The 14,728-nt window shown below is 56.4% G+C and carries 13 protein-coding genes; 2 read left to right on the forward strand and 11 right to left on the reverse strand.

The window, feature by feature from the left end; genetic code table 11:
* Positions 1 to 81: 81 nt before the first annotated feature.
* Genes AC5S16_RS10525 through AC5S16_RS10535 form a run of 3 tightly spaced genes read right to left on the reverse strand, consistent with a single transcriptional unit; the run spans position 82 to position 3,420 of the window.
* The gene (locus AC5S16_RS10525; protein WP_493930016.1) at positions 82 to 2,484 is read right to left on the reverse strand and encodes an alpha-L-rhamnosidase-related protein; all 2,403 of its coding nucleotides are present in this window, start codon (positions 2,482 to 2,484) and stop codon (positions 82 to 84) included.
* Positions 2,485 to 2,509: 25 nt separating this feature from the next.
* Positions 2,510 to 2,857, reverse strand: a complete 348-nt coding sequence (locus AC5S16_RS10530; protein ID WP_493930017.1) for a hypothetical protein — start codon at positions 2,855 to 2,857, stop codon at positions 2,510 to 2,512.
* Positions 2,854 to 3,420, reverse strand: a complete 567-nt coding sequence (locus AC5S16_RS10535; protein WP_493930018.1) for an RNA polymerase sigma factor — start codon at positions 3,418 to 3,420, stop codon at positions 2,854 to 2,856. The genes AC5S16_RS10530 and AC5S16_RS10535 overlap by 4 nt, the downstream gene beginning before the upstream one ends.
* Positions 3,421 to 3,550: 130 nt before the next feature.
* On the opposite strand from AC5S16_RS10535, the gene AC5S16_RS10540 reads away from it, so the two are divergent.
* Positions 3,551 to 3,991: a DUF6249 domain-containing protein gene (locus AC5S16_RS10540; protein WP_493930019.1), complete on the forward strand. Its 441-nt coding sequence runs from the start codon at positions 3,551 to 3,553 to the stop codon at positions 3,989 to 3,991.
* On the opposite strand, the gene AC5S16_RS10545 is transcribed toward AC5S16_RS10540, so the two are convergent.
* The 7 genes from AC5S16_RS10545 to AC5S16_RS10575 form a co-directional block, all read right to left on the reverse strand.
* Entirely contained in the window at positions 3,978 to 4,346 is a 369-nt protein-coding gene (locus AC5S16_RS10545; protein ID WP_493930020.1) for a hypothetical protein, read from the reverse strand. The two genes, AC5S16_RS10540 and AC5S16_RS10545, sit on opposite strands and share 14 nt — an antisense overlap.
* A 16-nt stretch (positions 4,347 to 4,362) precedes the next feature.
* Positions 4,363 to 4,920: a carboxymuconolactone decarboxylase family protein gene (locus tag AC5S16_RS10550; RefSeq protein ID WP_493930021.1), complete on the reverse strand. Its 558-nt coding sequence runs from the start codon at positions 4,918 to 4,920 to the stop codon at positions 4,363 to 4,365.
* A gap of 108 nt (positions 4,921 to 5,028) precedes the next feature.
* Entirely contained in the window at positions 5,029 to 5,601 is a 573-nt protein-coding gene (locus AC5S16_RS10555) for a carboxymuconolactone decarboxylase family protein (protein WP_493930022.1), read from the reverse strand.
* 14 nt (positions 5,602 to 5,615) lie between these two features.
* Positions 5,616 to 6,941, reverse strand: a complete 1,326-nt coding sequence (locus tag AC5S16_RS10560) for an APC family permease (RefSeq protein WP_493930023.1) — start codon at positions 6,939 to 6,941, stop codon at positions 5,616 to 5,618.
* A 65-nt stretch (positions 6,942 to 7,006) separates the two neighbouring features.
* A complete protein-coding gene (locus AC5S16_RS10565) occupies positions 7,007 to 8,248 on the reverse strand; it encodes an ABC transporter permease (RefSeq protein ID WP_493930024.1) in 1,242 nt (413 codons plus the stop codon).
* An 8-nt stretch (positions 8,249 to 8,256) separates the two neighbouring features.
* Positions 8,257 to 9,513 carry an ABC transporter permease gene (locus AC5S16_RS10570; RefSeq protein WP_493930025.1) on the reverse strand — a complete coding sequence of 419 codons (1,257 nt, stop codon included), beginning with the start codon at positions 9,511 to 9,513 and terminating at the stop codon, positions 8,257 to 8,259.
* Between the two features lie 241 nt (positions 9,514 to 9,754).
* Positions 9,755 to 9,937: a hypothetical protein gene (locus AC5S16_RS10575; RefSeq protein ID WP_493930026.1), complete on the reverse strand. Its 183-nt coding sequence runs from the start codon at positions 9,935 to 9,937 to the stop codon at positions 9,755 to 9,757.
* Between the two features lie 119 nt (positions 9,938 to 10,056).
* On the opposite strand from AC5S16_RS10575, the gene treY reads away from it, so the two are divergent.
* Entirely contained in the window at positions 10,057 to 13,029 is a 2,973-nt protein-coding gene (gene treY / locus AC5S16_RS10580) for a malto-oligosyltrehalose synthase (RefSeq protein ID WP_493930027.1), read from the forward strand.
* A 150-nt stretch (positions 13,030 to 13,179) separates the two neighbouring features.
* On the opposite strand, the gene malQ is transcribed toward treY, so the two are convergent.
* Entirely contained in the window at positions 13,180 to 14,694 is a 1,515-nt protein-coding gene (malQ, locus tag AC5S16_RS10585; protein WP_493930028.1) for a 4-alpha-glucanotransferase, read from the reverse strand.
* Positions 14,695 to 14,728: the final 34 nt, after the last annotated feature.

Genomic DNA, 14,728 nt, shown 5'->3' on the forward strand with positions numbered 1-14,728 from the left:
CGTAGCGAAGGATCTGCAGTTTATCTCGGTAGCTACGAAAAAGGGTGCCCCAGGTTCGCGTAGCTAACCTGGGGATGTTAGCTAATTCCCAGAAAGCTGCATAGTCTGAGTTCCCGCATGCAGCGGAACTCTCTTCCCTTCCCAAACCATCTCCCCATTCAACCCGGAAGGCAGATCAACCGAAGCCACCCATTCCTTCCCCTGCAGCCTGTAACTCACCCGAATATCCCCGCCGGCATGAGGCATCACCGCTTCCAGATGTGTAAGCTTCCCCAGGTGCGGTTCAATCCGCACGCTACTAAACCCAGGCGCACTCGGATGAATCCCCGCAACAACCGTGAGCAGGTCATAATTCGGACTCGCGCTCCAGGCATGGCAATCCGAACGCGTCGGCTCCGGCTGCTCCGCCCATGTGCTCAGTCCAAGCTTCAGCATATTGCGCCACGGACCAAGCTGATCGACATAGCGATTCGCAAGCCCCGCATGCTCCAGCGCTCGGCTTAGATAAAAGCGAAAGTAGTAGCTCATCGCAGACAGCGGCGGAACTTCAGATCCATCCACCCGCACGCTCTTCGTCTCGTCGGAAGCCAGCACGCGCTCCAGAATCTGCGCCTGCTTCGAACGCGGAGCAACATCCTGCCACACAGCCAGCACATTCGGATGCTGGCTGTAGCTCTTCTTTGCTGGAGTATCCGCATACACGCCATACCGCTCATCCCAGCAGAGCCGGTTCAGCGCATCGGTCGCTTTCTGGATCATCGCCTGGTAGTTCGCCGCTCGCTCCTTGCTGCCGAACTTGGACTCCAGCTCCGCAGCATCGCGCATCGCCTCGATAAACTGCAGCGTCAGAAAAGCCGAGCCTCCATCCGCATCCTGTGGAGGAACGCCTCCTGCATAATTCGAGCTCCAGTCGCCAAACTCCCACCACCTCACCTTGCCCAGCAGCCCATCCGGACGCAGATGCCCCGCATACCAGTCAATCACGCCACGTGTATGCGGCAGAATCTCGCGCACCAGCGGCTCGTCATCCACATACATCCAGTAGTCGTGCAGCATATCGACCCACAGCAGCGAGAAAGGAGGAATAAACTGCGGCAGCCGCGATGGATAACGGCTCTGCGTCAGTCCTTCAGGAATAATTGACGCATCGATATTCGTAATCGCCTGCCGCGCCAGCCTGCTGTCGCCCGTCACTGCATACGAAATCAGCGCCTGTATGCGCGTATCGCCCACATACTGCAGCTGCTCCCAGTAAGGAGCGTCCATATACGTTTCATGCGCGCATAGCCGCGCCGTGCGCCAGCCCGTCTCCCAAAGCTTTTTCAGATCCGGAATATCGCCATCGATGCTCGCCTTTTCCTGAAAAGGATAAGCATTGAACCAGGTACGCAGATTCTCCAGGCGCAGCGGAGCCTCCTTCGTCGTCACATCGACCTGCAGATACCGCCACGTTCTCCACCACAGCGGCTGGTACTCACGCCGCTCGCCATCGCTGATGAATTCATCAGAAATGCCCTGGATATGCCTGCCCGCAATCTCATTGCGATTGCCTTTCTGCCCGTGTGCGTCATAGAGCGCTTCAGAATACGTCAGCCGCACCTCGGCCTCGCGACCGCCGCTGATCGTCAGCTCAGGATAAGCTGTCTCCAGCACGCTGTTGTCGAGCAGCAACGTCACATGCGAGTTGGCAGGAATTTCAAGCGGCTGCGCAGGAAAAACAGATGTACTGCCAAGCCCCTCAACTCTTACTGTTTTGCCTGCCTCGACCAGCCGGTGCTCCATCGCAGGCAGACGGTCCTGCACCAGTTCCCAGTTATTGTCCGCATCCTGCGCCTCGCGCGTTGCAGCGTGGCCGACGCTCTCCGCCGCAAGCCACGAGCTCGAGTCCTTCACCTGGTCCGCATCCCAGTCCCATCCGGTAATCCGTCCATCCACATGCTCACCTGGACTGGCAGCGAAATAGCCCCTCACTCCATTCGTGACAGCAAGCCCTCGTCCCTTGTCCTGCTTCACCAGCCACGAGTCGTTCGTGTTCGCAATCTCTTCTGCGACAGAATCCCCCTGCAGCATGAAGCCTGTGCGATTGCTCATCTGCGCTACAGGAGAGCGCGTGCCAAAATTCCACACCGTCGCAGCCAGCACATTCTTCCCTGAGCGCAACAGCGGAGCAAGATCGATCGTCTCAAAACGCCAGTGAAATAAATCGCCTCGAGAAGGCCCTTCGCCCGCATACTGCCCATTCACATGCAGCAGAAAACGGTTGTCAGCGCTCACATGCACCCAGAAGTGCTCCGGTTTCGAAGAAAGAGTAATCTCTTTGCGAAAGTAATAGACGCCCGGATCTTTCTCCGGAGCACCCGGACACGCGATCCACGCCGCATGCCATTTCGCATCTACCAGGGCAGGATTGAGAGGTTTTTGTTCCTGTGCGTCAGCCCGTACAGCCAGAAAAAAGAGCAAAGCAGCAATCAGCGTGCGAATCATGTCGCACAGACTAACAGAATCAGCACTAGGATTTTTCTGAAGCGAGTCGCAGAGGGAAAAGCACAGACAAGAGCGCCAGCAACAAGGCAAGCGCCACCCAGCCAGCATTTGCCTGCAGCTCAGGCAAAACCGAAGGCATAGTCCATGTATGCACCGGGGCCGGCATACGGACCATCTGCACAATGGCCATAGCCAGCATCACCAGCACAACTGCAAAAGCAGCCAGAACAGGCACCGCGCGCCCCCATGGGAACGGAATCGGCTGTGTCATGTCGGCTTCTTCGTGCACGGCCTCCATTACAGAGGCCGAAAATCCCGATGACGGTATAACCTCATCCTGCTGTGAAAGAATCTCGTCGAGTTCGTCTCTCATCTGGCCTCCTTCAACACCGGAGCCCGCAGCAGTTGCGGCAGCTTGCTGCGCAGCATCTCTCTTCCACGAAACAGCCTCGCCTTCACTGTACCTTCCGGAAGCCCCAGTGTCTTTGCCGCAGCCGTCACGTCCATATCATGAAAATAGAACAGAACCACGGCATCGCGATACTTCTCCGGCAGCGCCAGCACGGCCTGACGCACCATGCGGTCGCGGTCTTGCTCTTCAAACTCAGCTTCGTGAGAACGCCTGTCCATCAACTCTGCAATATCATCCAACGCCACATTCACCGCAGGCATTCTCTTCAGTTCTGATCGGTACAGGTTCGCCGCCAGCGCAAAAAGCCACGTCGAGAATGCAGCGTCCCGCCGCCATCCAGCCAGCCCGCGATACGCTCGCAGAAAGGCCTCCTGCGCCATCTCTTCCGCGCGTCCACGATCGTTGCAGAACCGGTAAGCCATATTGATAAGCGGCCTCTGCCAGCGGCGCACAATACCTTCGAAAGACGCAATGTCTCCCTTGAGCACCCGCCCCACATCTGCCAGATCTTCCGCCTCGCTCACGCCTTGCCGCTTTCCTCAACAGGGTAAGACCTGCCGAAGCATATGGCGGTTGCATTTTCTTTTTTATGAAAAAAAACGAAACCGCTTCCTCTATGAGCAGGTCTTACCGGACGACAAAGGAGATACCAAAATGTACGCACCAGAAGTTGGACCGGAAGTCGCCATATTCATTTTCTTGAGTGTCGGAGCCCTGTCACTCTTTGGCTTTCTCGCCGTCGCTGCTTATTCTGACGCCCGTAGGCAGGAGCGGGACAGCTACTACAAAAATGACATGCTGAAAAAGATTGCCGAGTCGCAATCCAGTGCTGCCGTGGCAACACTTGAATACCTGCGGGAACAGGAGCAGGCCTCCGCAATTCGGCGCGCACAGAAGAAACATGAGAGCTTTATACTCAGCGGCCTGATCAACCTGGCCATTGGAATTGGCCTGACGGTCTTCCTGCATGCAATCGTGCAGAATACCCCGGTGTTCTTCATCGGGCTGATCCCCGGACTTATCGGCGCCGCTCTTCTGATCTACGCCTACTTGCTCAAGCCGCGGGACCTGCGCTACACGCCTACTTCGCAATAGGCGCGATCGTCTGGATCACCAGGGCGTGCGATCCATTCCGCACATAGTCAATGCCTTCAACCGAAACGCGCTGCCCGGCAAAGGGCAGCAGTTTCGGATTCTGTGAAGCCGCTGGTGTCTTGTCATCGATTGGAACAAAAATGGTTCCGTCATTGCGCAGAATCACCAGTGGCGACCCATTCCCGGCGCAGGCCCGCGCGCATTCCGCACTGATGGGTTTGCTGAGCCCTTTGGTATAGGCGCAGGCAGAATCAAGCACCCACCCCTGCACAGTCACCGTATGCCCTGCGCCATGCTGCGCAAAAGTCAAGGCGCTCGCCATCGTCACAATGCAAAGAAAAATTCCCCGCCGCATAGACCTCCTTTCCTGTCTAAGCAACCTCCGCGGGCTCAGCAGACGGTCTGCGATATCCTTCCGCTGCCAGCTGCTTGCCCATCGCCGCATACATCGACTCATCGCGCGGCTGCCACGTCCCCAGTCCATCCACGTAGCGGTTGTACATGCAGAAGGCCGCCGCGATCAGAACAGTATCGTGAATCTCAAGGTCCGTCGCGCCCAGGCTCTTCGCATGCTCCACATCTTCGGCAGTAACCTGCTTGCCGCCCTTCTGGACTTTGCCCGCGATCACCAGCAACGCCTTCAGCTTATTCGAAATATCAGCATGCTCAAAATCAGCCTTCACGCGCTTCACCAGGTCTTCATCTCCAAGATGAGCCGCCGCCGCGGCGCCATGGCTCGTCTGGCAGAAGTAGCAGTCATTCAGACAGGAAACGTACGTCGCAATCAGCTCACGCTCGCCAGGAGCAAGGCTGCTCGGTTCGTGCAGCAGAACATGCGCCAGTTCACGCAAAGGTTTAGCCGTTTCCGGGCGAAATGCCAATCCACCCGTAATGCCCGGCAATCCTTCTGGAAGTGCAATGTGCGCCATAACAATACTCCCATGGTGAGTTTTTTGTTAAATGATCTTTGAAGGGGCACGGCTTCAGCCGTGCCAGGAGAATTTCGCAATTATGCGGCTTCAGCCGCTGAGGGATATTTATCGCGCACTCACCTCTGCAGGCAGATATTCCTTGCTGATAAACACATACCCATCACGCGCAATCCGTTTGCCGCGCTCGCGATACATCTCCTCATCGCGAGGCTGCCACGTTCCCAGCCCATCGACGTAGCGGTTGTACATGCAGAAAGCCGCTGCGATCAGAACAGTGTCGTGAATCTCAAGATCGGTCGCGCCAAGACTCTTCGCGTGCTCCACATCTTCAGCCGTCACATGCTTGCCGCCCTTCTGCACCTTGCCTGCAATCACCAGCAGCGCCTTCAATTTGTCTGAAATCGCTGCATTCTGGAAGTCGGCTTTCACGCGCTTCACCAGCTCCTCATCGTCATTCAGGCTGGCCGCAGCAATTGCGCCGTGGATCGTCTGGCAGTAGTAACAATCATTCAGATAAGAAACATATGTAGCAATCAGCTCGCGCTCGCCCGGAGTAAGCGTGCCCAGGCTATGCAATAACACTTCCACCAGCTCATTCAGCGGCTTCGCCGTTTCCGGGCGAAACGCCATCGCGCCGCGAATCCCCGGCAGCCCTTCAGGCAATTGAATGTATGCCATCGTCAAAGCTCCTTTTACGAAAGAGTGGATTCCGCAGCATCAGCCGCAGAAACCGGTTTAGTTGACGCAAACCACCGCCGCAGCAGGTCTCCGCTGAGAACCACGGCAACACCGGCCAGCGCAGGCAATGGGCTGTGCATAAGAATCAGCAGCGCTATCAGTCCGCTGCCGACAAGAAAGATGATTGGAGCAAAGGGATACCACCAGCGGCGCACCGGCTCCTTAAGCCTGAAGAGCGATGCCGCTGAAAGCGAAAGAAAGCAGATCACCGAAAAAATGATGTAAGAAAGAATACGGTCAAACGCGCCAAAGCAGAGCACCAGCAATGCCATGCCCGTCTGCAGCAGGACTGCATTCGCAGGCGTGCCGAACTTCGGATGCAGCCTTCCAAAAGCAGAAAAAAACGCTCCATCCCTGGCCATCGCATAATACACACGCGGAGCGGCCATGGTCATCGCCATCAACCCGCCGGCCACAGAAAGCAGCACGCACGCCGACAGAATCTTCCCACCCGCCGTGCCAAACAGCACAGAGCCAAACTGCGCCACAAACGCCGTGTTCGACACAATGCGCTCCAGCGGAACCACGGATAGAAACGCAAAACTCACCGTCAGGTAGACAGCCGTTACCAGCAGCACTCCGCAAACATAGGCCAGCGGCAAGATACGCTTCGGGTTCCGCACTTCGCCCGCCAGTTTGCCCGCTTCCCACCATCCGCCAAAGCTGAAGAAGGCATTCACCGTCGCTCCCGCAATCGCTCCAAACAATGCCTCTGATCCCGGACGCCGCGCCGCAACCGGCAGCAGGTTCGTCATAGATGCATGCCCTGAGAACCACGCCCAGGCCACCAGCGTAAACAGCACTGCAATTTTCAGCAGGTTCGCCGTCGCCATCACCCGGCTGCTCAGACGCGCTCCTGCATAATTAATAACGCCCAGGCAGATTAAGAAAACTGCCGGAAGAAATGCCGCCGTGCGAGGTGAAATCGTAACCAGCGACTGCACATAAGGCACCGCGCCCACTGCAAGCGCAGCCGCGACCCCCGGATCGATCACAGCAGCCGACATCCAGCCATAAAGAAAGGCCACGCGGCTGCCATAGCCTTCGCGTAGATAGACATATTCGCCGCCGACATGCGGGAAGCGCACCGCCAGTTCCGCGTAACAGAGCGCCCCGCAAAGCGTGATCAGCGCCATGCCGCACCACACCGCCGCCAGCAGCAAAGGCGAGCCGAGCGACTTGGCCATCGCCGCCGGAGTCAGAAAGATCCCCAGTGCAATCGATTCGCCAGTGACCACAGCCACCGCTGCGGCCAGGCCCATCTGTCGGCGTGGCTCCATGCGGAAGCCATGCTAATCGGAAGAACGATGCGCTGGCATCCACCAAAGGGTGGAGGAGAAGAAGATTACTCGTACCGGAGCGCTTCAATGGGATTGAGGTTCGCCGCCTTGATCGCAGGAATCATCCCGCTCACCAGCCCAACGACAATCAGAATGCTCGTCGCAATGATTACGATGGCCGGCGAGATCAACAGTTGAATATCAGCTTTATCAGCATTTGAAGCAAGCGCGCTGTAGAACGTAATCCGCCCCACGCCAATCGACACCGCATACGCGAGCACAATGCCGATCGCGCCGCCCACGCCGGTAATCACCAGCGATTCTGCAAGAAACTGAATCAGGATATGCCGCTTGCGCGCTCCGAGAGCCTTCTCGATGCCAATCTCCCGCGTGCGCTGCTGCACCGCAACCAGCATGATGTTCATCAGGCCGATGCCGGCAATGCCCAGCGTAAGCGCGCCGATAAACAGTAGCAGCACCTGCAGGGCGAGCGTAATCAGATGGAACTGGCTCAGCTGTTCCATCAGGTTGGCGACAAAAATTGCATTGTGATCTGAAGGCGGAAAGTTATGGGCCGCGCCTAATGTTTTGCGAATCGCCTGCTCCACAACCATGTGGTTGCCCGTGTAATTCATCCATATTCCATCGATATACTTCAGGTCCTTGATGTCGCCCATCGTATTGAATGGAATATTGACCTGGCGATTCACATTGTCATCATTGCCTTCCTGCATCTTCGGCTTCAGCACGCCAATAACAGTAAAGCTGATCCCGTTGATGCGGATGCGCTGCCCGATCGCATACTGTCCGGAAAACAGCTTCGTCTTTGCCTCTGATCCGATCACGGCAAAATGCTCGCGCTGCTGATCATCCAGATCTGTAAAGAAACGCCCTGAATCGATATCCATTTTCTGAATGTCCTGGATATCCGAGCGAAATCCGTTCACCCACCACGTATAGGTGTGCAGATCATTCGCGACCGGAATCTGCTGCCACATCGAAGGAGAAATATGCTGCAGGTTCGGAACTGAGTTCCATAAGGCATCGACATCCTCCTGCGTAAAGCGCACCTTCACGCCGGCTTTCGTTCCGCCAGCCTGTTCGCTCGTCGTTCCCGGAAAAACACCGATGAGCTGCGTGCCCCACTGCGCAAAAATCGCCTCGATCGCCCGCCCGAATCCCGCGCCATAAGCAAGCAATAGGACAACCGTAGCGATTCCCCAAGCCATGCCGAAAATCGTAATCGCAGTTCGGCGGCGATTGTGAAGCATCGCCTCGTAAGCCTGTCCCCAAAGGTCACGCAACATGGCCACTCCTAATCGCGCCGCAGCGCTTCTACCGGATCGAGCTCAGCGGCTTTGCTTGCCGGATAGAGTCCCGCCACAATCCCGCTCAGGCTCAGCGCGCCCAGCGCCAGCGCCGCCGACCACGGAGCCATCCGCGGAGGATCAAACCCCTGCATATTGTTTCCCACCGCGGCTTGCAGAGCAGCCATAAACGCAGCCGCTCCCAGAATTCCAATCAATCCGCTGACGCCGGTCAGCAGCAGTCCCTCAATAAAAAACTGCGTCAGAATGTTTCTCTTCGTCGCCCCCAGTGCCTTGCGTAAGCCGATCTCGCTCGTCCTCTCTGAAACAGAAACCAGCATGATGTTGATGATACCCACCGCGCCCAGCGCCAGCGTTACAATGCCGACTCCGCCCAGAAAGACATCCATCGCCGTCCAGATCTTCCCCACCATCTGCTCTGTCTTGATCGTGTCCCATTCATTAAATGCATCCGGCGCATTTGGATCGAAACCGTGCCGGCGCGCGATGATCTCGTGCACCTGCGCCATGGCCTGTGCATTCTCCCCACGCACTCGCGGCTGATACTGGATCGACGTCACCGAATCGGCAGGAATATTCTCCCCCTTCAGGGGGAACATCTCGATCATCACCGTCAGCGGAACATAAATCTTCTGGTTTTCATTGTCGTTATTCCCGCGGCCCGACTTGTCCGCCACGCCGATCACCTGAAAGCGTGCGCCATTCAGCAGTACTATCTCTCCCATCGCAGGACGCCCGGGAAACAGCAGCTTCGCGCTCTTTTCACCCAGCACAATCACATGCCTGCGATCATGCAGATCATCCGCATTGAGAAAGCGGCCTTCCTTAATCGGCAGAAAACGGATGCCGCTGTAATTCGGCTCCGCGCCAATCACCTGCCCACCGGCAGTTTCATAAACGCTCTGCTGCTTGATATCGTCGCGGTTGATGAAAGCCGTAGCATCGCGGACTTCAGAGGCCTGCGTCCGCAGCACTTCCGCATCGGAAAGCGTGAGGTTGTACGGGCGCATTCCGGTGTGCTGGTTCGCCACCGCGGGAATCGTCCCGCCCCACATCATGATGAGGTCATTGCCCAGCGTTGCCAGCGAGCGCCGCTGTCCGGAGCGAAACCCTTCGCCCACGCTGATCAGCAGCAGCATGGAGCCGACGCCCCACGCAATCCCGAACATCGTCAGAAACGAACGCAGTTTGTTCGCCCAGATCGCGCGGAAGACCTGCCCGAAGATATCGCCAAGGCTCTGCATCCCTTGCCGGAAATACGCAAACAGACGACTTCCGGTTCCCCGCTTTTCTTACAGACGTCCAACCCCTCAGATTTGTCATCCTGAGTGGAGCCGAAACACTGTAGCTAAGCGTTGGTAGCCACAACTAAGGGTGCCCCACAGCCTGCCCTGAGCGAAGCCGAACGGGTTCGCGAAGCTAACCTGGGGTCTTTTGATGGAATTAGCTAGAAAACCAAACAAATCTAAGTTCAGGAAAACAGCTTCACTTCCCTTCCAGCACCTGAAGCACCGTCTCCACATTCGGCTCTGCATGCTTCAGATACTCGCCCACGCGCTTGCGCTCTTCCGGAGTGAGTGTCTGCGCCAGCGACAGCAGGCGGCGCAACGTCACGGTAACGTCGTCAATGTAATTCATCAGTCGAATGGCTTCCCCGGAAAGTGGCATGTATCCCTCGTCGAAAAAATTTTCCCTTGCCTTATTCTCTTAGCCCGATGGACGTTTCGTAAAGCCCGTGTGAAAAACTATTGCCTTTCAGATCGCATCCTACTGCGCAGTATCTGACGATGTCTGAGATGAAAGATTGCATTGACCGTGTAGTGCATAGTGACGCGCGCGTGCCTGGATCGACCTACCGCGTGCAGATGCACTCAGGCTTCACATTTGCCGATGCAGAAGCAATTCTGCCTTATCTGAAGGAGTTGGGCATCCATGATCTGTACTCTTCGCCCGTATTCGAGGCTCGAAGCGGCAGCCAGCATGGCTATGACGTAACCCGCCATGATCGCATCAATCCCGAGCTCGGAGGCGAAGAGAGTTTCGGCAGGCTCACAGATGCATTGCGCAAAGCGGGGATGGGGCTGCTCCTCGACATTGTGCCCAACCACATGGGCATAGGCAACGAATCTGTCTGGTGGCAGGACGTGCTCCAAAACGGTCGCACCTCAGAATTCGCAAACTTTTTTGATATCGACTGGGAGCCGCTAAAGCACGACCTGCGCGGCAAGCTGCTGCTGCCCATTCTCGGCAACCAGTATGGCGAGGAGCTTGAAAACAAGAAAATTCAGATCGCAGCAGAAGATGGCCAACTCAGAATTCGCTATTACGACCACTCCTTTCCTATGGCTCCGCGTTCGATTCCACTTCTCTTCCCGCGAGAAGAGGACAATCACAATGGAGTACCCGAATCGTTTCGCGATTTGTTGAAAGAGCTCGCGCATATCCCGCCCAACGATACCTCCGACCCAGGACTGATCACACAGCGTCGCGAGCAGCTCCGCGAACTGCAGCCGCGCCTTCAGGCCGCATTGCAATCGCCGGAAGTACAGCCTGCGCTTGCACACGCCATCGAACAGATCAATGGAAAAGAAGGCGATCCTCACAGCTTCGATCAGCTCCACGCCGTGCTGGAGATGCAGCCTTACAGGCTCGCCTACTGGCGTGTCTCATCGGAGGAAATCAACTACCGCCGCTTTTTCGACATCAATGATCTGGTAGGCCTGCGGCAGGAAGACTCAACCGCCTTCGCCGAAACACATCGCCTTGTCCGCAAAATGCTCGCCGCCGGCCAGGTCACGGGACTGCGCATCGACCACTGCGACGGCATGTTCAACCCCAGGCAATATCTCATCCGCCTGCAATTGCTCTACGTTGCCAGCCAATGCTACGGGCCGGAAGCGCAAGCTCCCCTGGCAAGAAACGGCATTGAATTGGAGCTGCGCGATATTCTGCGCCACTATGACTGGACACAGAACCAGGGCCCGCTCTACGCCGTGGTGGAAAAGATTCTCGAGCCGCGCGAAGCTCTTCCCCGCGAATGGCCTGTGCGCGGCACCACCGGCTATGACTTTCTCCACTTGGTGAATCAGGTGTTCATCGAGCCGCGCAACGAAGCCCGATTCACCGCGCTCTATACGAAGATTCTTGGGCGTGAAATGGATCCCGACGATCTTGTCTATCGCGCAAAACTGCAGGTCATGCAGACATCGCTGGCCAGCGAAGTCTATGTACTCACCAATCTGCTCGATCGTCTTGCAGCCGATGACCGCAGGGCGCGTGACTACACCGAAAGCATTCTTGAAAGAGTCATCCGCGAAACCATCGCCTGCTTCTCCGTCTATCGCACCTACATCGACGACCGCGGCCAGTACACAGGACGGGATATCGCCTTCATCGTGCAGGCCATCGAGCGTGCCAAGCACCGCAATCCCGATGTAGCGGAATCTGCCTTTAATTTTCTGAAGAATACGCTTCTACTCGGCGACCAGAGCGATGAAAAGTATCCATCACGGTTACATTTTGCGCTCAAATTCCAGCAGCTCACCGGGCCGGTCATGGCGAAAGGCGTCGAAGACACCGCCTTTTACGTCTACATGCGCTTTCTCTCCTCGAATGAGGTGGGCAGCTCCATCAAGGCCTTCGGTCTCTCAACAGAATTTTTCCACGCAAGCAATCAGGAGCGCCTCGAGAACGCGCCCGATTCCCTGCTGGCCACCTCGACGCACGACACCAAGCGCAGCGAAGATGTGCGCAATCGCCTCAACGTGCTTTCAGAAATGCCCATACAGTGGTCTTCGATGGTGCGCCGCTGGATGCGCATGAATGCCATCCATAAACAGAAGCTCGACGACGGACGTACCGCTCCCGATGCGAATGAGGAGTATCTGATCTACCAGACCATCGTCGGCGCCTGGCCCTGGCAGATGGAGAGTCTCGAAGAGCGTAAGCAGTTTCTTGAAAGGATCAAGCAATACTGTGCGAAAGCTCTGAGCGAAGCCAAAGTCAACCTCAGCTGGACTAACCCCGATCCTGAATACCTCGACGCAGTCAACAACTTCCTCGCTTCTATTCTCATCCCGCAGGGCCGCATGCATGAAACCCGCTTCGTGCAGACGCTGAAGTCCTTTCTCCCGCTCGTGCAGTTATTCGGAGCCATCAATTCTCTCTCTCAGCTCGTTCTTAAAATTGCGTCCCCGGGAGTTCCCGATTTCTATCAGGGAATGGAGCTGTGGGACCTGAGCCTCGTCGATCCCGACAATCGCCGGCCCGTCGACTACACCACCCGCGTAGAAGCGCTTCGCACCCTGAAGGAACAGGCCGGTCGCAATGGCGCAGCCTCCGTCTGTGACGATGTATTAAGCACTGTGCACGATGGCCGCATCAAGCTATGGACAATGCACCGTACCTTGAATCTTCGTTGCGAGCTGTACTCTTTATTTCAGCGCGGCAGCTACATCCCTCTGAATATCGAATCGGAGAATCATGAAAACGCCGTCGCTTTCATCCGGCAGAACGCGGAAACAAAAACGTCGGTGATCGTAGTCGTGCCCCGATTCGCCTGCACTTTGATGCAGATGAAAACGCACGTCCCGCTAGCCGATGCCTGGGGCAAAGCGCACATCACCCTCCCTGATCAGATACCAGGAAATTTCCTCAATATATTTACAGGAGAAGAAATCCAGGCCAACGAATCCAGGCAGCTGAAGCTGCACGACATCTTCGCCAGATTCCCTGTAGCCATACTCAGAAACAAAGCATAGGTATCAGATTGTCATCCTGAGCTATATATTTATTTGTCATCCTGAGCGTAGCGAAGGATCTGCTTTTTGCATCGGTAGCCACATCAATGGGTACCCCATCCTTTCGCGTTTTTGCGAAAGGGTGGGATCCAATCAAACACCTATCACGGCTCAACCACCCTTGTTCCGATCCGTCACCGCCATAAGCTCGCCCAGTTTCTCCGCCAGTTCCGGAACCAGCACCCCATCAGCACAGCGCCATCCCCAGTTGTTCTCAGATTGCGAAGGCACATTCATCCGCGCCTCAGAGCCAAGCTCAAGAATGTCCTGCACAGGAAAGAGGCAGATATCTGCAACAGAAGCAGCCGCAGCACGAATCAGTGCCCACACCACTCCGTCATCCGGCGTGCCAACGTATGCTTCCACTGCTGCCCTTTCCACATCCGTCGCTCCGTTCTCCCACCAGCCGCGCGTCGTGTCGTTGTCATGCGTTCCTGTATACACGACAGAATTGTTCTGAAACCGATGTGGAAGGTGAATATGCGCTCCGCGATCTGAAAACCCGAACTGCAGTACCTTCATTCCAGGGAAACCGAACTGATCGCGCAGCGCCTCGACCTCCGGTGTAATCACACCCAGGTCTTCTGCAATGAAAGGCAGTTCGCCCAGAGCCTCGCCCAGCTTTGCAAACAGCGCGGTCCCCGGGGCCTTGACCCATTCGCCATTCACCGCCGTTTCCTCTTCTGCAGGAATCGACCAGAATGCTTCAAAGCCGCGGAAGTGATCCAGCCGGATCAGGTCGTACAAAGAATGCGCGCGCCGGATGCGATCGATCCACCAGTCAAACCCGCGCTGCTCCAGAACCTCCCAGCGATACAGCGGATTGCCCCATCGCTGTCCCGTCTTGCTGAAGTAATCCGGAGGCACGCCCGCCACGCGCAGCGGCAATAGATCATCGTCCTTCAGCTCAAAAATGTCAGGATGCGTCCACACATCGGCGCTGTCGTAATTCACAAAGATCGCAACATCGCCGATGAACCGGATGTCGCGCTCGGAACAATACTGCCGCAACGCCGTCCACTGCTCATCAAAAGCAAACTGGATCACCCGCTCAATCGCCAGCTCTTCACCATGCACGGAGTCGAGCTGCGATAAGGCCGCAGCGTCGCGCCGCGCCAGCTCCGCAGGCCATTCATTCCAGCACGCAGAGTCATACTTGCGCCGCAGCACCGCATAGCGCGCGTAATCATTGAGCCACGTTCCATTCATCTCGCAGTAGCCTTCAAAGCGCGCCCACTGCTCCTGAAGGTGCGGCTCATCATGATGATGAAGAAAGTTGCGCGCCGCTTCCACCAGCAGAAGCCCCTTCTTCTGCGCGACCTCTTCAAAGTGAACAGTCCCTGAATTTTCCGGCAACCCGGCAATATGATTGCGGTCAATCCATCCCCAGTCAGAAAGCCTCTCCAGGCTTATGAGCAGAGGATTGCCGGCAAACGCCGACAGCGCCGCATATGGCGAATTGCCGAATCCTGTAGGGCTAAGCGGCAGCACCTGCCACAACCGCTGCTTCGCTGCTGCGAGAAAATCAGCAAACGCATAAGCAGCAGGTCCGAGATCGCCTATCCCTCCATGGGAAGGAAGCGAAGTGATATGCAACAACAATCCGGAGGAACGTTCAAAAGGCATAAGCTATATTCACAAAAAACTCTGTGACCTCTGT

The sequence above is a fragment of the Acidobacterium sp. FHG110202_01 genome (genome assembly GCF_059115305.1).